Annotated in this window: 15 protein-coding genes; 10 read left to right on the top strand and 5 right to left on the bottom strand. The window is 72.9% G+C overall.

Going from position 1 to position 18,986, the window contains the following annotated elements; genetic code table 11:
- The first annotated feature begins 362 nt into the window (after positions 1-362).
- On the top strand, positions 363-1,631 hold the full coding sequence (locus AB0G52_RS28685; protein WP_361340101.1) for a protein phosphatase 2C domain-containing protein: 1,269 nt from the start codon (positions 363-365) through the stop codon (positions 1,629-1,631).
- A 79-nt stretch (positions 1,632-1,710) separates the two neighbouring features.
- Positions 1,711-3,453, top strand: a complete 1,743-nt coding sequence (locus tag AB0G52_RS28680) for a pyruvate dehydrogenase (protein ID WP_132890018.1) — start codon at positions 1,711-1,713, stop codon at positions 3,451-3,453.
- Between the two features lie 10 nt (positions 3,454-3,463).
- On the opposite strand, the gene AB0G52_RS28675 is transcribed toward AB0G52_RS28680, so the two are convergent.
- Positions 3,464-4,921: a helix-turn-helix domain-containing protein gene (locus tag AB0G52_RS28675; RefSeq protein WP_132890017.1), complete on the bottom strand. Its 1,458-nt coding sequence runs from the start codon at positions 4,919-4,921 to the stop codon at positions 3,464-3,466.
- A 176-nt stretch (positions 4,922-5,097) separates the two neighbouring features.
- On the opposite strand from AB0G52_RS28675, the gene AB0G52_RS28670 reads away from it, so the two are divergent.
- The 3 genes from AB0G52_RS28670 (at position 5,098) to AB0G52_RS28660 (ending at position 7,045) form a co-directional block, all read left to right on the top strand.
- Positions 5,098-5,718, top strand: a complete 621-nt coding sequence (locus AB0G52_RS28670) for a hypothetical protein (protein WP_361340009.1) — start codon at positions 5,098-5,100, stop codon at positions 5,716-5,718.
- A 110-nt stretch (positions 5,719-5,828) separates the two neighbouring features.
- Complete coding sequence (locus AB0G52_RS28665; protein ID WP_361340006.1) at positions 5,829-6,290, top strand: hypothetical protein; 462 nt, start codon at positions 5,829-5,831, stop codon at positions 6,288-6,290.
- A gap of 305 nt (positions 6,291-6,595) precedes the next feature.
- Positions 6,596-7,045 (top strand): ATP-binding protein, encoded by a 450-nt coding sequence (locus AB0G52_RS28660; protein WP_132890014.1) that lies wholly within the window; start codon positions 6,596-6,598, stop codon positions 7,043-7,045.
- Positions 7,046-7,125: 80 nt separating this feature from the next.
- Here the strand turns inward: AB0G52_RS28660 and AB0G52_RS28655 are convergent, their stop codons facing one another.
- Both AB0G52_RS28655 and AB0G52_RS28650 read right to left on the bottom strand, forming a co-directional pair.
- A complete protein-coding gene (locus tag AB0G52_RS28655; RefSeq protein WP_132890013.1) occupies positions 7,126-8,160 on the bottom strand; it encodes a DUF2637 domain-containing protein in 1,035 nt (344 codons plus the stop codon).
- Between the two features lie 318 nt (positions 8,161-8,478).
- A complete protein-coding gene (locus tag AB0G52_RS28650) occupies positions 8,479-9,303 on the bottom strand; it encodes a (2Fe-2S)-binding protein (protein ID WP_361340002.1) in 825 nt (274 codons plus the stop codon).
- A 167-nt stretch (positions 9,304-9,470) separates the two neighbouring features.
- Between AB0G52_RS28650 and AB0G52_RS28645 the strand changes: the two genes are divergently transcribed.
- Entirely contained in the window at positions 9,471-10,253 is a 783-nt protein-coding gene (locus AB0G52_RS28645) for a GntR family transcriptional regulator (RefSeq protein WP_361339999.1), read from the top strand.
- 309 nt (positions 10,254-10,562) lie between these two features.
- Here the strand turns inward: AB0G52_RS28645 and AB0G52_RS28640 are convergent, their stop codons facing one another.
- Both AB0G52_RS28640 and AB0G52_RS28635 read right to left on the bottom strand, forming a co-directional pair.
- Entirely contained in the window at positions 10,563-11,330 is a 768-nt protein-coding gene (locus AB0G52_RS28640; protein WP_132890010.1) for a hypothetical protein, read from the bottom strand.
- Positions 11,331-11,498: 168 nt separating this feature from the next.
- A complete protein-coding gene (locus AB0G52_RS28635) occupies positions 11,499-13,196 on the bottom strand; it encodes a PucR family transcriptional regulator (protein ID WP_132890171.1) in 1,698 nt (565 codons plus the stop codon).
- Positions 13,197-13,549: 353 nt separating this feature from the next.
- Here AB0G52_RS28635 and AB0G52_RS28630 point away from each other — a divergent pair, with 353 nt between their 5' ends.
- The 4 genes from AB0G52_RS28630 to AB0G52_RS28615 all read left to right on the top strand — a co-directional run bounded on the left by AB0G52_RS28630 (position 13,550) and on the right by AB0G52_RS28615 (position 18,954).
- Entirely contained in the window at positions 13,550-14,440 is an 891-nt protein-coding gene (locus tag AB0G52_RS28630) for a xanthine dehydrogenase family protein subunit M (RefSeq protein WP_132890009.1), read from the top strand.
- Positions 14,440-15,018, top strand: coding sequence for a (2Fe-2S)-binding protein (locus AB0G52_RS28625; RefSeq protein ID WP_132890008.1), 579 nt, complete (start codon positions 14,440-14,442; stop codon positions 15,016-15,018). The genes AB0G52_RS28630 and AB0G52_RS28625 overlap by 1 nt, the downstream gene beginning before the upstream one ends.
- 4 nt (positions 15,019-15,022) lie before the next feature.
- On the top strand, positions 15,023-17,410 hold the full coding sequence (locus tag AB0G52_RS28620) for a molybdopterin cofactor-binding domain-containing protein (RefSeq protein WP_361339994.1): 2,388 nt from the start codon (positions 15,023-15,025) through the stop codon (positions 17,408-17,410).
- Between the two features lie 83 nt (positions 17,411-17,493).
- Positions 17,494-18,954, top strand: a complete 1,461-nt coding sequence (locus AB0G52_RS28615; protein ID WP_361339991.1) for an NCS2 family permease — start codon at positions 17,494-17,496, stop codon at positions 18,952-18,954.
- Positions 18,955-18,986: the final 32 nt, after the last annotated feature.

Raw genomic sequence — 18,986 nt, 5'->3', positions numbered from 1 at the left:
GGAGGGCCGCACCCGAGACGCCGACGCGACGTCCGCCGGTTCCCGACGCGCCCGAGCTGCGCGCGCCCGACACCGGACGGCGCGGCGCCGACGAGGGTGTCCCGGCGGCCCCGGCACCCTGGCCGTGGGACGAGGAGGACCAGGATCCGCTGGACGCCGACGACGACACCCCGCCCTCCATGCCCTACCCACCACGGACCACCCCGCCCGATCCGCCACCCACGACCCGACTCCACCCGCCCGCCCTCCCGCCGAAGCCGCCCTACGCAGCTCCGCGGTCCCCTCTTGCCGGGGAGCCGCCCCACCCAGCTCCGTCGTCCCTTCTTCCGGAGGAGCCGCCTTACACGGCCCCGTCGTCCCCTCTGCCCGAGGAGCCGCCTTACACGGCTCCGTCGTCTTTTCTTCCGGGGGACCCGCCCTACCCGGCGGCCCCGTCGTCTCCTCTACCGGCGGAGCCGCCCTACTCGGCTCCCGTCCCGCCGCCTCACGCCGCAGCCGCTCCGCCGCCCGCCACCCCCGCAGCGCCCTCTGCCCCACCCTCTCCCGCGGCGCCCTCTTCGACAGCGCCGTCTCCCGCAGCGCCCTATCCCACAGCGCCGTCTCCCGCAGCGCCCCCCGCTGTCCCCGCCCCGGCGCCGCCCGTCGCGGCCCCCGCGCCCGCCTCCTCCGTCGAGTACGTCGGGTCCGGGCCGCCCACCTACGACGCGGAGCCCACCGCGATGCCCGTCGCCGATCCGGACGTGCTCGGCGATCTGGTGGCCGACACCGTGCTGGACGGTGCCCGGTACGGCGCCTGCACGCTGCGGGCGGTCTCGCAGCGCGGCGACTCCGCCCGGTACCGGGGCGAGCCGCGCCGCGACGCGCTGCTCACCGCCCGGTTCGGGGCCGGGGACCAGGCCCTGATCCTCGTCGCGATGGCCACCGGCGCCCGGGCCACCCCGGGCGCGCACCGGGCCGCCGCAGAGGTGTGCGAGCTGATCGCCCGAGCGGTGGGCCGCAGCCACCAGCGGCTCACCGAGGACATCCAGGCCGCCCGCCGCGGCGACCTCAAGTCCGGGCTGCACCGGCTCACCGACCGCAGCCTCGGCAAACTCCGCGCCAGCGCGGCCGAACAGGGCGTCGCCGCCGAGGAGTACACGGCCAGCCTGCGCTGCCTGCTCATCCCCGGCCACCCCCAGTGCCGTACCCGCGTCTTCTTCGGCGTCGGGGAGGGCGGGCTGTTCCGGCTCCGGGACGGCGAGTGGCAGGACATCGAACCGCGGACCGACACCGACGCCCCCGGCGAGCCCGTACTCGGCTTCGGCTCGCAGCCCTCCGAGACCCCCTCGGGCGACCGGCTCACCATGGACCTCGGCATCCCCACCCCGCCGAGCCCCTGCGAACCGGCCCCCGAGCCGCCCCGCGACCCCTTCCTCTTCCGGGCCTCGGTAGCCCGCCCGGGTGACGCCCTCGTGATGTGCACCGGCGGCCTCGCGGAGCCGCTGCGCGGGGAGCCCGCCCTCTGCGCCTACCTGGCCCGACGCTGGTCCGGTCGCACCCCGCCGGGTCTCGCCGCGTTCCTCGCGGACGCGCAGGTGCGGGTCAAGGGCTACGCCGACGACCGTACGGCGGCGGCCGTCTGGGAGGCGTGACCGCGACCGTTGTGGATACATGGAAGGGCATTGCCGGGGGATACCGGAGATCCGCGGAGCCGAAGGGTGCCCGACCGCCATGGCCAAGCAGAACGTCGCCGAACAGTTCGTCGACATCCTCGTCCGCGCCGGGGTGCGCCGCCTCTACGGTGTCGTCGGCGACAGCCTCAACCCGGTCGTCGACGCCGTCCGGCGCAACTCCGCCATCGACTGGATCCACGTCCGCCACGAGGAGACCGCCGCCTTCGCGGCCGGTGCCGAGGCCCAGATCACCGGCACCCTCGCGGCCTGCGCCGGCTCCTGCGGCCCCGGCAACCTGCACCTCATCAACGGGCTGTACGACGCCCACCGTTCGATGGCCCCGGTACTCGCCCTCGCCTCCCACATCCCGTCCAGCGAGATCGGCCTCGGCTACTTCCAGGAGACCCACCCCGACCGGCTCTTCCAGGAGTGCAGCCACTACAGCGAGCTGATCTCCAGCCCGAAGCAGATGCCCCGGCTGCTCCAGACCGCCATCCAGCACGCGGTCGGCCGCAGCGGGGTGAGCGTGGTGAGCCTGCCCGGTGACATCGCCGACCAGCCCGCCCCGGAGCAGTCCGCCTCGGCCGCCCTCGTCACCTCCCGCCCGACCGTCCGCCCCGGCGACGACGAACTGGACGAACTGGTCCGGATGATCGACGCGGCGGACAAGGTCACCCTGTTCTGCGGCAGCGGCACGGCGGGCGCGCACGCGGAGGTCATGGAACTCGCGGGGAAGCTCAAGTCCCCGGTGGGCCACGCCCTGCGCGGCAAGGAGCACATCCAGTACGACAACCCGTACGACGTCGGCATGAGCGGACTGCTCGGCTACGGCGCCGCCTACGAGGCCACCCACGAGTGCGACCTGCTGATCCTGCTCGGCACCGACTTCCCCTACAACGCCTTCCTCCCCGACGACGTGCGGATCGTCCAGGTCGACGTGCGCCCCGAGGTGCTGGGCCGGCGTTCCCGCCTCGACCTGGCGGTGTGGGGCGACGTACGGGAGACCCTGCGGTGTCTCGTGCCGCGCGTGCGGGCCAAGGAGAACCGGCGGTTCCTCGACCGGATGCTCAAGAAGCACGCCGACGCGCTGGAGGGCGTGGTGAAGGCGTACACCAGGAAGGTCGAGAAGCACGTCCCGATCCACCCGGAGTACGTGGCCTCGGTCCTCGACGAACTCGCCGACGACGACGCGGTGTTCACCGTGGACACCGGGATGTGCAACGTCTGGGCCGCCCGTTACATCTCGCCCAACGGCCGCCGCCGCGTGATCGGTTCGTTCTCGCACGGCTCGATGGCCAACGCGCTGCCGATGGCGATCGGCGCCCAGTTCACCGACCGGCGGCGGCAGGTGGTGTCGATGTCCGGGGACGGCGGGTTCAGCATGCTGATGGGCGACTTCCTGACCCTGGTCCAGTACGACCTGCCGGTCAAGGTCGTCCTCTTCAACAACTCCTCGCTCAGCATGGTCGAGTTGGAGATGCTGGTCGCGGGCCTGCCCGCGCACGGCACCCACAACATCAACCCCGACTTCGCCGCCGTCGCCCAGGCCTGCGGCGCCTACGGGGTGCGGGTGGAGAAGCCCAAGCAGCTGGCGGGTGCCCTCAAGGACGCCTTCCGGCACAAGGGGCCGGCGCTGGTCGACGTCGTCACCGACCCCAACGCGCTCTCCATCCCGCCGAAGATCAAGGCCGACATGGTCACCGGCTTCGCGCTCTCCGCGTCCAAGATGGTCCTGGACGGTGGCGTGGGCCGCATGGTCCAGATGGCCCGGTCCAACCTCCGCAACGTGCCGCGGCCGTAGGCCCTGTGAGTCAGTCGTCGGTCGGCACCCACTGGCGGACCCCGTCGACGAAGCCGTACCAGTAGTGCGGCAGGCCCTTGATGGAGCTGGTGCGGAACGGCTGCCCGTGGTCGTCGATCCGGACCGTGCCCGAGCGGCCCTGTGAGGACCAGTCGAGTTCGAGGTACCAGCGGCAGTCGCAGCCGACGGTGCTCGCCTGCACCCGCAGCACCTCCGGGTCGGTGGCGGAGACCCGGTAGGGCAGGTGCATGGTGGAGACGGTCTTCCCGTCCGGGCCCTCCCCGGCCACGGGGCGGGCGATCGGCCGGTCCTTGTCCAGGTTGACGTCGAAGTAGCGCGGGGTGAGTCCGCCGCCGCAGCCGTCGGCCATGGAGTAGGCGATGCCCGGGGCGGGGGCCGTCCGGCCGACGACCCGTACCCGCAGGTCCTCCAGGACCACGGCCGTCGACGAGCGGCCCTGCACCGAGACCTCCACGATGGTGTCGCCGCCGTGCACCGCGTTCTGGGTGGCCGCCCAGGTGCCCGCGTCCTGCGGGGCGGGCGGCGGCGGGACCTGCGCCGGCTGTTTGTCGATGACGTAGTGGTGGTCGCAGCCCAGGTCCCACAGCTGGGAGTTCGCGGTCCAGGTGAGCGGGACGCCGGTCGCGCCGCTCGGCGCGGTGGGGGTGGTCCCGCCCGAGGGGGAGGCGGAGGGCCGCGCGCCGCGCGGCGCCCGGGACGGCGACGGGGCGGCGGAGGTGCGGTCGGGGGACGGACCGGTGGACGCGGTGGTCCGGGGGCGCCCGGTGTCGCCGACGGAGGTCGTGGGAGTGGCGGAGCCGGGGTGCCGGGCGCCGGCGTCGGCGGGCGGCCGGTCCTCCGGGAGCGCGGCCAGTGTGCCCCACGTCGACAACAGGACGGTGGCCACGGCAGCGGCAACCAGCGTGCGCCGCCGCCGATACCACCGCCGCGAACCACCGACCACCACGGGAGACACCACCCCGCCCGCCCCGTCGCCCCCTCCCACGACCCCCGGCACCGCCCCGGCCTCCGTGCCGGCCCCCGCCGCCCGCTCCGGCCCACTGCCGGCCGCCCTCTCCGCCGCGGCCCCCGCCGCGAGTCCGGTTGCGGGCTCAGGTGAGGCTTCCGGGGTGGGGGCCGTGGGTGGCTGTTCGGCGTCCGTGTGGCGGGGGCGCTGGCGCGCCGCCACCGCGCGCAGCCAGCGTTCGTGGAGTTCGAGGCGTTCCCGCGGGGTCGCTCCGCAGAATGCCGCCAACCGCTCCACCGGGGCGAAGTCCAGCGGCACCGCCTCGCCCGCGCAGTACCGGTGCAGGGTGGAGGTGTTCATGTTCAGCCGACGGGCCAGCGAGCCGTAGCTCCGGTCCGTACGGTCCTTCAGCTGCCGCAGCAGCGCCGCGAACTCCCCGACGTCGTCCACATCGTCGCGCACGCGCACCTTCCCCCGGTCGTCGCCATCCCAGGCACTCATATACCTGCACGTCAACGGGGCTGGGATGGTTCCAGGGCGGGGAAACGGGCGCCCGCCGTTGCGGTCGCCGCCGGTGACGGCCGATGCTCTTGGTGTCGCACCGAGCGGGCCGGACCGACCAGTCGGCCGCGTCGGCGACAGCCCACACCCATGCACCGACCCACGGGGGATCACCCATGCCCAAGCGCACCCGAGCAGGCGCGCTCACCGCACTCGCCGGCGCCGCACTCGTCGCCGGCACCGCGCTCGCCGCTCCCGCGGCGGCCGCACCCAAGGCGCCCGGCTTCCTCAGGGCGGCCGACCTGCCACCGCGGGCCGGCACGTCCTGGACGGCCGGCAAGGTCACCGCCGGCATTCCGGAGGAGGTCAAGGAAGACATCTGCATCGGCGTCGGGCTGGGCGGCGGTCAGGACTCCTGGTACCGGAAGTTCCGGACCGACCTCGACACGAGTGCCCGTCAGGTCACCGCGGTGCTGCCCAGCGTCCGCCTGGCGAAGGGCCGGTTCGCGAAGCTCGACGAGGACATCGTGTCCTGCGCGGACCGGATCGAGATGGCGGACCCGCAGATGCGGGCCACGTTCCAGGACCACGGCACCCTGCCGGTCGGGGACGGCGCCCACGTCTACGCCCTGCGCACCATCACCGCCTGGGGCACCAGCGACATCCGGCTGATCTCCCTCGGCCGGGAGGGCCGCACCGTCACCGTCGTGGACTGGGGACAGCTCGGCGGCTTCGTGGACGCGCCGGTCAAGGCGTTCAAGAAGACCACCACCACGGCTGTGAACAGGCTCCACTGACCCACGGTCACCACGTACGACCACCACGCACGACCACCACACCAACCGGGGCCGTCCTCTCGCTCGGGGGAGGAGAGGGCGGCCCCAGACCCAGAAAACGGGGAACAGACATGAGCAGCAAGACCCGCGCCGTCCTGACCGCCGGCGTCCTCGCCGTCGCCCTCGGCCTCGGCGCCACCGCCCAGGCCTCGGCCGGCGCCCCGCGCAGCGTGAGCGGCAACCCGTCCGACAACATCACCCGCATCTCCGACTTCTACGGCGCCTACATCGACGCCGAGAGCGACCTGGACGGCAGCGGCAAGCTGCCCACCGCGCTGCGTGCCTACTACATCGCCCCGACCTACCTGAAGAAGCTGCAGGCCTGGGAGGACCGCGAGCACGCGGACGGGGTGCTGCGCGCCCAGAACACCCCGCTCAAGTGGAAGGTCACGGACAACGGCACCAGGAAGTACACGGAGGCCGTCATCACGCTCACCTGGAGCCGCAACACCACCACGAAGCTGGTCGTCGACATGACCCGCGACACCCACAAGATCGTCAACATCGGCACCAAGGGCCTCGGGAACAAGTAGGCGGAAGGTCAGGTTTCGGCCAGGTTCGCCGGTGCCGTGGGCCGCGTGAATCAGCTCGGGGGGTTGTCCGAGAGGCTGATTCACGCCGGGTCCACGGCACCGGTGGCGCGTACGGGACGGTCCTGGCGGCGGCGTGCGCGCCGGGGACGATCCGGGACATGGCCGAACACCCGGTCGTCATCGACGTGACATGACTGGCACGTGCCCGAGCGGGCAAGGATCCCCGTGAACCTGTTCGATCAGGGGGGAACCGGAAACACGTGCGGGCGGGGGCCATGAACAGTCAGGCACGAGGGGGCGGTCCCGTGGCCATCGGGGCCTCCTCGGCGCAGACGGCGGGGGAAGAGACCGACACGACGGAACGGGGACACCCGCCGCAGCTCCGACGGCGGCTGGGACGGTCGGACCTGCGGGCGGTGCCCGAGGCGCGCAGGGAACTCAGGGAACTGCTGCGGCACTGGGGGCGGCCCGGCCGCTCCGAGATCGCGGAACTGCTCACCAGCGAACTGGTCACCAACGCGCTCGTCCACACCGACCGCGAGGCGGTCCTGACGGCCGTCGTGGAGCCGGGCCAGCTGCGGGTGGAGGTCCGGGACTTCGTGGCCCGCAGGCCCCGGGTGTGCGCCCCGGACACCGGGGACGGCACCCACGGCCGGGGCATGGTGCTGGTGGACTCCCTCGCGGACGCGTGGGGAGTGCAGGCGCACGAGGTCGGCAAGTCGGTCTGGTTCGAACTGGACGCCGAGGCCGCCTAGCGGCCCCACGACAGACGGGACGGGGGCGTGACCTTCGCGGTCACGCCCCCGTCCCGAGGTGTCCTGGCGGCGGCGGGCGATCAGCCGAACTGCTGCTCCAGGTCCTTGAGCTTGCGCTCCAGGGAGTCAAGGCGCGGCAGGGCCATTGTGTCGTCCTCCGCGGTCAGGTCGACGGTGATCTCAGACCCTTTGCGGACGGGCTGAAGGGACGGCCGAGAGCGCACGGGCAGCTGTTCCGGCGCCGCTATGGCAGGCTCCGCGGAGGCCTGGGCGGGCGCCCGCTCGACCTGGTGCACCTCGTCCTGCCGGCCGGACCGCCCGACGAAGCCCCGGTGACCGCGGCTTATGGCCTTGAGCTGGGCCCGCTCCAGACGGTCCTGCTCGCGACGGCGCATGCGGTTCTCCTCCTTCTGCCGCTTGTCGTCGCGCACCTCCTCGACCGCCTCGTCCAGGCTGCGCACGCCCTCCAGGAGCATCAGCGACCACGCCTTGTAGGTCTCACGGGGGGCACGCAGCCAGCGCACGATACGGATCTGCGGCAGCGGACGCGGCACCAGACCCTGCTCGCGCAGGGCGGCCTTGCGGGTCTGCTTCAGGGCGCGGTCGAAGAGGACGGCCGCGGACAGCGACATGCCGGCGAAGAACTGCGGAGCGCCGTCGTGGCCCCCGCCCCTAGGCGCGTGCACCCAGTTGAACCAGGCGGATGCGCCCGCGAACGTCCACACGAGGATCCGGGAGCCGAGCGCGGCGTCACCGTGGCTCGCCTCGCGCACCGCGAGGACGGAGCAGAACATCGCGGCGCCGTCCAGGCCGAACGGCACCAGGTACTCCCAGCCGCCGGAGAGGTTGAGGTTCTGCTGGCCGAAGCCGACCAGGCCGTGGAAGGAGAGGGCGGCGGACACCGCCGCGCAGCAGAACAGGAGGACGTAGGCGGCGGTGGCGTAGATGGCCTCCTTGCGCCGGCGCCGCTCCTCGCTGCGCTCCCACGAGTCGTCCTTCGCGTGCTCCCCGCCGGACCGCTTGGAGCGCGCGAGCACCGCCACCGCGACCAGCATGCCCAGGAGCAGTACGGCGCCGGGAAGCAGCCAGTTCAGCGATATGTCGGTCAGTCTCATCTAGGGGTCCCTTGCATTGGGATAGGGCGTAACGCCCGCCATAGTGGCCCAATCCCAGCGGCCCTCAGGGGGTTTCGGGGCAAGAGGCCGCCAAGGAAGTGCAAGGGGATGCTCCAGGGCAGCATTCTGCTCGAACTGCCGCGTGAGGGGCGGGAGTTGAGTTCGAGTAAGACTACCCATACGGGTGGTTCCTCGGAAAGTTCCTGCGGCGAGTGAGGAAGTTGTGAATTCCCTGTCCGGCGCAGCGACGCTCCCGTCCTCCGCGATCTTAGTGGATCCGGAGTGGTGCTTCGCCCCCCAGGGCGCCCTGATAGGGCATCAGGCCGCCGCGGCCGCCGTGAGTTTGGCGATCCGTTCGTCGTCGCGGGTCCGCGGGCAGGTGGCGCAGGTGTCCTCGGGGCGCAGGGTGTAGTACATGCAGCAGCTCACCCGGTCCCGGGTCGGCAGTGGCTCGCCGGCCGGCCCGGTGAGCACCCGGAAGGCCGCGGAGCCCGCGTACGGTCCGGTGGTCCCGGGGAGCAGCGCCGCCAGCTCCCGGACGGCCCGCTCCTCCTCGCCGAGCAGGTCGGCGACGTACCAGAGCCCCTCCACGATCTCGTCGGTCGCCATGCCCCACAGGGCGCGGCCGCGCCGCCGCGTCCGGGGGCCGAAGCCGCCGAGGACCGGTTCCAGGTGTTCGGCCACCGCCGCCCTGACCTCCGCCCGCAGCGCCTCCTCGTCGCCGACGACGACCGCGCCGGGCAGCGCCGCCGCCGGGTCCTCCGGGAGGCAGGCGAAGGAGGTGACCCGTACGGCCATCCGGCCCGCCGTGCGGTCGTACGACACCGCGGATACGGGGAGGCGGGGGACCCGGCGGTCCAGGAACCAGGGGAGGGTGATCAGCAGGCAGGCGGCCCAGGCGTAGCGGTGCAGGCCGAAACTCGCGACCACGTCGGGGCGGCCGGGCCGTCCGTGGTCCCGCAGGATCTGGTCCGCGTCCCAGGCGAGGAAGGCGTCCAGGGCGGGGCCGCCCGCCGCGAGTTCGGCCGCGCCGACCCAGCCGCCGCCCACGGGTGCCGCTTCGTCCGGCGCCGGCTCCGTGACCGTCAGGCCGGGGAAGACCTCGGCGAGGCGGGCGTAGGCGGCGGAGACGGGCGAGGGCATGGGTGACCACCGATCGGATGCGGGTGCGGGCCGACTGTCGGATAAGTAAGGCTTACCTTACCGTTCGTTCGGGAGTTTGAACCAGCGCCTTGTGCGCCTAAGGTGCTTGACGGACAAGTAACAACCCGCCGTTAATGACCCAAGTGCCGACGACCCGAGGAGGGCCCGTGGACCAGCGCACGCACGCGGCTCCCGCCGAGACGGCCCGGGTGCCCGCGCAGTCGCGGTCCGGGGAGACGCGGCTGGAGGCGGTGGGGCGGGAGGCGGGCGGACACCCCGCCGGTACGTCGGCCGTGCGCGGTGAGCACACGCACGGCGAAGGGCCCCTTCCGCAGTCCCGGCCCGCCGTGCAGCGGGCGTCCGTGCGCGGGCAGATCCTCGACGCGCTGCGCACCGCGCTGGTGGGCGGGGAACTGCTGCCCGGTGAGGTGTACTCGGCGCCGGTGCTGGGGGAGCGGTTCGGGGTGTCCGCGACGCCCGTGCGCGAGGCGATGCAGCAGCTGGCTCTGGAGGGCGCGGTCGAGGTCGTGCCCAACCGCGGCTTCCGGGTCGTGGAGCGGGGTGCGCGGGAACTGGCCGAACTGGCCGAGGTGCGGGCGCTGATCGAGGTGCCGGTGATGATGCGGCTGGCGCGCAGTGTGCCGGCCGAACGGTGGGTCGCCCTGCGGCCGCTGGCCGAGGAGTCGGTGCGGGCGGCGGCGACGGGGTGCCGGGCGACGTACGCGGAGGCCGACCGGGCGTTCCACCGGGCGGTGCTGGGGCTCGCGGGCAACGAGCAGCTCGTGCAGATCGCGGAGGACCTGCGGCGAAGGGCGGTGCCGCTGCGCGGGGCGCGGGCCGAGATGATGTCGGACGCGGCGGAGCACTCGGCGTTGCTCGATGTGTTGGTGGCGAGGGATCTGGAAGCGGTGCGGACGTTGGTGGCGGGGCATTTCGCCGACGCGCGGTGAGCTGCCGGGGTCGGTTGCGCGGAGTCTCGCCGTAGGGGCGCGTGCCGGGTGCCGGGTGCGGGCGCATCGCGGCTGGTCGCGCAGTTCCCCGCGCCCCTGACGGGGGCGCTTCAGCCGGTGTGCCGGGTGCGGGTGCGTCATGGCTGGTCGCGCAGTTTCCCGCGCCCCTGGTGGGGTGGTTCAGGCGGTGTGGTGGGTGGGGCCCCCGGCGGGGCGTGTCTCAGTTGCGGGCGTGCGTGCCGCCTGGGGCGGTACGGGTGGGCGCAGCGGCACCCTGTCGGCGCCGGTGAGCGGACCTTGCCTCAGCTGTCACGCCGTTGCCGCGCCGGGGGTCGGTGGGGTCAACTGCCGTGCCAGCCAGGTGGGGACGCCGCCCAGTAGGCGGAAGAGGCGGCTTGCCTCCTCGCGGAGCCGGGACGCCTCCGGTTCCGACTCCGTTTCGGCCAGGGACGCCAGCGCGGGGGCCGTGCCGACCAGGTAGCCCAGTTCCTCCCTGATGCGCAGGGACTCGGCGAAGCCGTGCCGGGCCTCGGTCAGCTCGCCGTCGCGCAGGGCCAGGCCGGCCAGGTGCCGCCAGGTGAAGGAGAGCAGCAGCGGGTCGGCGTGCGCGGTGGCGGCCGCGTGCGCCCTGCGGTAGGCGGCGCGGGCCGCCTGCGGGGACAGGGTCAGGTTCTCCGCCAGCAGCCCCCGGCGGAAGTCCAGCAGGGCGCGTCCCGGCGCCCCCGGCGGGATCAGCGCCGCCGCCCTGCCGAGCGCGGCCCGCGCCTCGTCGGCCCGGTCGCGGACCCCGTGCAGGGTGGCCGCGTAGGCGAGTTGGCCGCGTTCGCAGGCGGCGGCCCCCCGCTCCTCGTCGGTACGGGCCTGCGCCTCCGCCGTACGCAGCGCGTCCTCCGCCTCTTCCCAGCCCCGCTCGGTGTACAGGCACCGTTCGACCATCAGCCCGGCCCGCTGCAGGGAGTACGCCGGGCTGTCCGACGGCAGCAGGGCCGCCGCGTCGGCCCAGCAGGCCCGCGAGCGCAGCCGCCACACCGCGGTCTGGAGCGGATCGTCACCGGCGGTCGTTCCGTTCCCAGACATGGCGGAGTACGCCACGTTGCCCTCCCCTAGCGCGCCGTCGAGCAGTGAAGTGGTGGCCGCATTCCAGCATCGATCGCCGCGCGGGGCCAAGAGGGTGGGTGAATAATTTCACAAAGTCGTGGGACCGCGACGGCACTTGGCGGGAGCCCGTCGCACGCCCGCGTGACCTCAGCTCATCCGCAACGCCAGGAAGAAATCGAGCTTGTCCTCCAGTCGCGCGAGGTCCCGGCCCGTCAACTGCTCGATCCTCCCCACGCGATAGCGCAACGTGTTGACGTGCAGGTGGAGACGGGTGGCGCAACGGGTCCAGGAGCCGTCGCAGTCGAGGAACGCCTCCAGGGTGGGGATCAGTTCGGCGCGGTGCCTGCGGTCGTAGTCCCGCAGGGGGTCCAGCAGGCGGGCGGTGAAGGCGCGCCGGACGTCGTCGGGGACGAAGGGCAGCAGCAGGACGTGCGAGGCCAGTTCCTGGTGGCCGGCCGCGCAGACCCGGCCCGGACGGGCCGCGGCCACCCGGCGGGCGTGCCGGGCCTCCTCCAGGGCGCCGCGCAGCCCCTCGGCCGAGTGCACGGCCGCGCTGACGCCGAGCGTGACCCGTCCGTCGCCGTCGAGGCCCGCCGTCAGCGGCCCGCGTACGGCCGCGAGCAGCACGTCGGCGTGGACACCCGACTCGGAGCCGTCGTGCTCGGTGGTGACGGCGGGCAGCGGGACCAGGGCTATCGCCTCGTCGCCGGTGTGGGCCACCGCTATCCGGTCGGACGGTTCGGGCCCGGTCGCCAGCGGGTCGACGAGGATCTCCTCCAGCAGGGACTGCGCGACCGGACCGCCCTCGACCTCCGCGCCGTCCCACTCGACGCGGGCGACCACCACCTGCCAGTGCGGGGCCGCGCCGAGGCCGGGCAGCAGGACCGGAGCCGCCACCCGCAGCCGCGCGGCGATCTCCGCCGGTGCCGCGCCCGTCTGCACCAGTTCGAGGACCTCCTGGGCGAGCCGGCGCCGTACCGTACGGGCCGCGTCCCGGCGGTCGCGCTCGACGGAGATCAGCTGGGTGACGCCCTGGAGCAGGTCGAGCCGCTCCGCCGGCCAGTCGCCGGCGTCCGCCTCGACCGCGAGCAGCCAGTCCGACAGCACCGACTCGCGCACGTCCCGGCCGCCCCGCGGGGAGCCGCCCGCCCCGGGCGTCGCCGGGAGGTGCCCCCAGCCGATCGGGAAGAGCGAGTACGTGGTGGTGCCCAGCAGCACGCGGTGGGGGCCGCGGCGGCCGGTGCGGGTGGCCGCCAGGTGCTCGGCGGCCAGCTCGGCGCGGACCTCGGCGGGCAGCGCGGGCCCCGACACCTTGGGGCCCGCGATCAGCCGGCCGGTCGGGGAGAGCACCCAGGCGCGCAGGTCGAGGTCGGAGCCGAGCAGGTCCAGGACCACGTCCGGGCCGCCGCCCGCCGGGCCCGAGGTCATCATCCTGCGGTGCCGGTCGACGACGGCCGCGAGGTCCCCGGCCCGCTCGCCGCTGACCTGGCGCACGACATGCTCGGTGATCGTCGCGAAGGCCACCGACTCGTGGACCGCGAAGAGCGGCAGCCGGTGCCGGGCGCAGGCCACCACGAGATCGTCGGGGACGTCGCCGAGTTCCGCCTCGCCGGCCGCCAGCGCCGCCACCCCGGCCTGCACGAGCAGTCGTACGAACGCCTCGGAGTCCGCCGCGTCCCGGCGCCAGGCCAGGCCCGTCAGCACCAGCTCACCGCCCGAGAGGTAGCGGCTGGGATCGCGCAGGTCGGTGGTCATGACCCCGCGCACGGTGCGGTCCAGCTCGTCCTCGCCGCCGAGCAGCCGCAGGCCCAGCGCATCGGTGTCCAGCAGTGCGCGCAGCCGCATCTCGTCGCCGCCGTTCTGTGTCTCGAAATCTACGATGAATCGTGGAGGGCCCGGGTCGGGGTGCCGGGCGTACGCGGTCACGGGCCGTCACCGCGTGGCACCTGAGCGTTTCCCGCGTTTCCGCAGTAAAACCAAGAGGTTACCGATGACCTCCGTTCATACGAATCTACAAGATGCCCGTGCTGGCCAGCCAACTCCTTCATGGTTTCGGTGACTGACCCCGCTGGAGTACGGGGCGGTGTACTGGCCTCGTCCCGCGTGAACAGGACATGAACGAGCCGGGCCCGCCGCACACGGATTGGCTCAATCCGCACGACTCACGAGACTCAACGAGACGGAGAAAAGAGCCGGTCATGGACTTCCTTCGCCCCGCCAGCTGGGAGGAGGCGCTCGCCGCCAAGGCCGAGCACCCCACCGCAGTGCCGATCGCGGGTGGCACCGACGTGATGGTCGAGATCAACTTCGACCACCGCCGGCCCGAGTACCTCCTCGACCTCACCCGCATCGGTGATCTCTACGAATGGGAGGTCGGCGAGGAGAGCGTCCGGCTCGGCGCCTCCGTGCCGTACACCCGGATCATGGAGCACCTGCGTGCCGAGCTGCCGGGCCTCGCCCTCGCCTCGCACACCGTCGCCTCCCCGCAGATCCGCAACCGCGGCGGTGTCGGCGGCAACCTCGGCACCGCCTCCCCGGCCGGCGACGCCCACCCCGCGCTGCTCGCGGCGGGCGCCGAGGTCGAGGCGGAGTCGGTGCGCGGCACCCGGCTCATCCCGATCGACGACTTCTACACCGGCGTGAAGCGCAACGCGCTCGCCCCGGACGAACTGATCCGCGCGGTGCACGTGAAGAAGGCCGAAGGGCCGCAGCAGTACTCCAAGGTCGGCACCCGCAACGCCATGGTCATCGCCGTGTGCGCGTTCGGGCTCGCCCTGCACCCCGCGACGCGGACCGTCCGTACCGGCATCGGCTCGGCCGCCCCCACCCCCGTACGGGCGAGGGCCGCCGAGGACTTCCTGAACGCCGCACTCGACGAGGGCGGCTTCTGGGACAACGGGAAGATCATCACCCCGTCGGTCGCCAAGCAGTTCGCGGACCTGTGCGCCGCCTCCTGCAACCCCATCGACGACGTCCGGGGCACCGCGAGCTACCGCCGCCACGCGGTCGGCGTGATGGCCCGCAGGACCCTCACCTGGACCTGGGAGTCGTACCGCGGCACCACTCAGCAGAAGGGGAGGGCCGCCTGATGCGCGTCCACTTCACCGTCAACGGACGCCCGCAGGAAGCCGACGACGTCTGGGAGGGCGAGAGCCTGCTCTACGTGCTGCGCGAACGGCTCGGCCTGCCCGGCTCCAAGAACGCCTGCGAACAGGGCGAGTGCGGCTCCTGCACGGTCCGTCTGGACGGCGTGCCGGTGTGCTCGTGCCTGGTCGCCGCCGGACAGGCCGAGGGCCGCGAGGTCGTCACCGTCGAGGGCCTCGCGGACTACGCCAGGCAGCGCGACGGCGGCGCCGCGTGCGGCACCTCGGGCACCTCGCTCGACCAGGCCCGCCGCTGGGCCGCCACGGGGCAGGACTCCCAGACCGGCGAGGGCACCGAACTCTCGCCCGTCCAGCAGGCGTTCATCGACGCGGGCGCCGTCCAGTGCGGCTTCTGCACGCCCGGCCTGCTGGTCGCCGCCGACGAGATGCTGGAGCACAACCCCAACCCGACCGACGCCGACATCCGCGAGGCGCTCTCGGGCAACCTGTGCCGCTGCACCGGCTACGAGAAGATCATGGACGCGGTCCGCCTCGCGGCCGCCCGGCAGTCAGAGGCGGTCTGAGCCGATGCCCACCAACGGCGTCCCCACGAAGATCACCCAGGGTTCCCACACCAAGGGCGGCATCGGCGAGTCCACGCTCCGGCCCGACGGCACCCTCAAGGTCACCGGCGAGTTCGCGTACTCCTCCGACCTGTGGCACGAGGACATGCTCTGGGGCCAGATCCTGCGCTCCACGGTCGCGCACGCCGAGATCGTGTCGATCGACACCGCCGAGGCCCTCGCCCAGCCCGGCGTGTACGCCGTCATGACCTACGACGACCTGCCCACCGACGTGCGGAACTACGGCCTGGAGATCCAGGACACCCCGGTCCTCGCCCACGGCAAGGTGCGCCACCACGGCGAGCCGGTCGCCATCGTCGCCGCCGACCACCCGGAGACCGCCCGCCGCGCCGCCGCCAAGATCAAGGTCGAGTACCGCGAGCTGCCCGTCATCACCGACGAGGCCTCGGCCACCGCGCCCGGCGCGGTCCTCGTCCACGAGAACCGCGCCGACCACCACATCGGCCACGTCCCGCACCCCAACATCGTGCACCGCCAGCCGATCGTCCGCGGCAACGCGGACGAGGCGGCGAAGAAGGCCGACGTCGTCGTCAAGGGCGAGTACTACTTCGGCATGCAGGACCAGGCCTTCCTCGGCCCCGAGTCCGGTCTCGCGGTGCCCGAGGAGGACGGCGGCGTCCACCTCTACATCGCCACCCAGTGGCTCCACTCCGACCTGCGCCAGATCGCCCCCGTGCTCGGCCTGCCCGAGGACAAGGTGCGGATGACGCTGGCCGGCGTCGGCGGCGCGTTCGGCGGCCGCGAGGACCTGTCGATGCAGATCCACGCCTGCCTGCTGGCCCTGCGCACCGGCAAGCCGGTGAAGATCGTCTACAACCGCTTCGAGTCCTTCTTCGGCCACGTCCACCGCCATCCGGCCCGGCTCTACTACGAGCACGGAGCCACCCGCGAGGGCAAGCTGACGCACGTCAAGTGCCGGATCGTGCTCGACGGCGGCGCCTACGCCTCCGCCTCCCCGGCCGTCGTCGGCAACGCCTCCTCGCTGGGCATCGGACCGTACGCCGTCGACGACGTCGACATCGAGGCCATCGCCCTCTACACCAACAACCCGCCGTGCGGCGCGATGCGCGGCTTCGGCGCGGTCCAGGCGTGCTTCGCCTACGAGGCCCAGATGGACAAGGTCGCCAGGCAACTCGGGATGGATCCGGTGGAGTTCAGGAAGCTGAACGCCATGGAACAGGGCACGATCATGCCGACCGGCCAGCCGGTGGACTCGCCCGCCCCCGTCGCCGAACTCCTGCGCCGGGTCGTCGCGATGCCGCTGCCGCCCGAGCAGCAGTGGCTCTCGGCCGGCGAGGAGCCGGACGTACGGCAGCTGCCCGGCGGGCTGTCCAACACCACCCACGGCGAAGGCGTCGTACGCGGCGTCGGCTACGCCGTCGGCATCAAGAACGTCGGCTTCTCCGAGGGCTTCGACGACTACTCCACCGCGCGGGTGCGCCTGGAGGTCGTCGGCGGCGAGCCCGTGGCCGTCGTGCACACCGCGATGGCGGAGGTCGGGCAGGGCGGGGTGACCGTCCACGCGCAGATCGCGCGCACCGAGCTGGGCGTGGCACAGGTGACCATCCACCCGGCCGACACCCAGGTGGGGTCGGCGGGTTCGACCTCGGCCTCCCGGCAGACCTACGTCACCGGCGGCGCCGTGAAGAACTCCTGCGAACTGGTCCGGGAGAAGGTCCTGGAGCTGGGCCGCCGCAGGTTCGGCCCGTACCACCCGGCCTGGGCCACCGCCGAACTGCTCCTGGAGGGCGGCAAGGTGGTCACCGACGGCGGCGAGGTGCTCGCCGACCTGGCGGACGTGCTCGGCGAGGAGAGCGTGGAGGTCGAGGCCGAGTGGCGGCACCGGCCGACCGAACCCTTCGACCTGCGCAGCGGCCAGGGCAACGGCCACGTCCAGTACTCCTTCGCCGCGCACCGCGCGGTCGTCGAGGTCGACACCGAGCTGGGCCTGGTCAAGGTGGTCGAGCTGGCCTGCGCCCAGGACGTCGGCAAGGCGCTCAACCCGCTCTCCGTCGTCGGCCAGATCCAGGGAGGTACGACCCAGGGCCTGGGCATCGCGGTGATGGAGGAGATCATCGTCGACCCGAAGACCGCGAAGGTCAGGAACCCGTCCTTCACGGACTACCTGATCCCGACCATCCTCGACACGCCGACCATCCCGGTCGACGTCCTCGAACTCGCCGACGACCACGCCCCGTACGGACTGCGCGGCATCGGCGAAGCACCGACGTTGTCGTCGACTCCGGCGGTCCTCGCGGCGATCCGCGACGCGACCGGCCTGGAGCTCAACCGGACGCCGGTACGCCCGGAGCACCTGACGGGCAACGCGTAGGCACGACAGCACCACCGTTCGTCTCGGGCCGTCCCCCGGGTCGTGCACATCCCAACCCCCTGTGAACCTTGGGAGACGGCACCGTGACCCAGCAGTCAGTGGAGCCCAGGACCACGGCGGACGACGCGGGAGAAGGCACCCGCGTCCCCGCCGGACGCTCCTGGCTCGACCGTTACTTTCACATATCCGCAAGAGGCTCCTCCGTCGCGCGTGAAGTGCGCGGCGGCGTCACCACCTTCATGGCGATGGCGTACATCCTGCTGCTCAACCCCCTGATCCTGTCCGGCAAGGACGCCGCAGGGGACACCCTCGGACAGAAGGCGCTGATCACCGCGACGGCGTTCGCGGCGGCCTTCACGACGCTCCTGATGGGCTTCGCCGGCAAGGTGCCGCTCGCGCTGGCCGCCGGCCTGTCCGTGTCCGGCGTGCTGTCCTCGCAGGTCGCCCCGCAGCTGACCTGGCCGCAGGCGATGGGCATGTGCGTGATGTACGGCGTGGTCATCATGCTCCTGGTCGTCACCGGCCTCCGCGAGATGATCATGAACGCGATCCCGCTCGCGCTCAAGCACGGCATCACCATGGGCATCGGCCTGTTCATCGCCCTGATCGGCTTCTACAAGTCCGGCTTCGTGCACCAGGGCAGGGCCACCCCGGTCACCCTGGGCCCGGCGGGCGAACTCGCCGGCTGGCCGGTGCTGCTCTTCGCCGGCACCCTGCTGCTGATCTTCGCCCTCCAGGCCCGGAACACGCCCGGAGCCATCCTGATCGGCATCGTCACCGGCACCGTCGTGGCCGCCGTGCTGAACGGCCTCGGGGTCATCGATCCCCGGCAGTGGGCCGGCGGCGCCGCCCCCGCGCTGCACGGTTCGGCCGTCTCCCTGCCGGACTTCTCGCTCTTCGGGCACGTCGAGTTCGGCGGCTGGGGCAAGGTCGGCGCGATGACGGTCGCGCTGATCGTCTTCACGCTGGTGCTGGCCGGGTTCTTCGACGCGATGGCCACCATCATCGGCGTCGGCACGGAGGCGGAGCTGGCCGACGACAAGGGCCGGATGCCGGGTCTGTCCAAGGCGCTGTTCATCGACGGCGCGGGCGGCGCGATCGGCGGGCTGGCCGGGGGCTCCGGCCAGACCGTCTTCATCGAGTCGGCCACCGGCGTCGGCGAGGGCGCCAGGACCGGTCTCGCCTCCGTCGTCACGGGCCTGTTCTTCGCGGCCTGTCTCTTCTTCACGCCGCTCACCGCGATCGTCCCGCAGGAGGTCGCCTCCGCCGCCCTGGTGGTCATCGGCGCCATGATGCTGATGAACGCCCGGCACGTGGACTGGGCCGACCGGGCCACCGCCGTCCCGGTGTTCCTGACGGTCGTCCTGATGCCCTTCACCTACACCATCACCACCGGCGTGGCCGCGGGCGTGATCTCGTACACCGCCATCAAGGCGGCGCAGGGCAGGGCCCGTGAGGTCGGGGCGTTCATGTGGGGCCTGACCGTCGTCTTCCTCGTCTACTTCGCCCTCCATCCGATCGAGAGCTGGCTGGGCGTCCGCTGATCCGTGGCTCCCGCCCTCCGCGCAACCGCCGT

Origin of the sequence: Streptomyces sp. NPDC021562, from assembly GCF_040640875.1 — a bacterium.
Lineage (GTDB): Bacteria > Actinomycetota > Actinomycetes > Streptomycetales > Streptomycetaceae > Streptomyces.
This window is presented reverse-complemented; position numbering and strand designations above follow the sequence as displayed.

Coding starts and splice junctions, on each gene's coding strand:
- AB0G52_RS28680 (WP_132890018.1), top strand. CDS start 1,711: ATGGCCAAGCAGAACGTCGCCGAACAGTTCGTCGACATCCTCGTCCGC.
- AB0G52_RS28675 (WP_132890017.1), bottom strand. CDS start 4,921: ATGAGTGCCTGGGATGGCGACGACCGGGGGAAGGTGCGCGTGCGCGAC.
- AB0G52_RS28670 (WP_361340009.1), top strand. CDS start 5,098: ATGCCCAAGCGCACCCGAGCAGGCGCGCTCACCGCACTCGCCGGCGCC.
- AB0G52_RS28665 (WP_361340006.1), top strand. CDS start 5,829: ATGAGCAGCAAGACCCGCGCCGTCCTGACCGCCGGCGTCCTCGCCGTC.
- AB0G52_RS28655 (WP_132890013.1), bottom strand. CDS start 8,160: ATGAGACTGACCGACATATCGCTGAACTGGCTGCTTCCCGGCGCCGTA.
- AB0G52_RS28650 (WP_361340002.1), bottom strand. CDS start 9,303: ATGCCCTCGCCCGTCTCCGCCGCCTACGCCCGCCTCGCCGAGGTCTTC.
- AB0G52_RS28640 (WP_132890010.1), bottom strand. CDS start 11,330: ATGTCTGGGAACGGAACGACCGCCGGTGACGATCCGCTCCAGACCGCG.
- AB0G52_RS28635 (WP_132890171.1), bottom strand. CDS start 13,196: ATGCGGCTGCGCGCACTGCTGGACACCGATGCGCTGGGCCTGCGGCTG.
- AB0G52_RS28630 (WP_132890009.1), top strand. CDS start 13,550: ATGGACTTCCTTCGCCCCGCCAGCTGGGAGGAGGCGCTCGCCGCCAAG.
- AB0G52_RS28625 (WP_132890008.1), top strand. CDS start 14,440: ATGCGCGTCCACTTCACCGTCAACGGACGCCCGCAGGAAGCCGACGAC.
- AB0G52_RS28620 (WP_361339994.1), top strand. CDS start 15,023: ATGCCCACCAACGGCGTCCCCACGAAGATCACCCAGGGTTCCCACACC.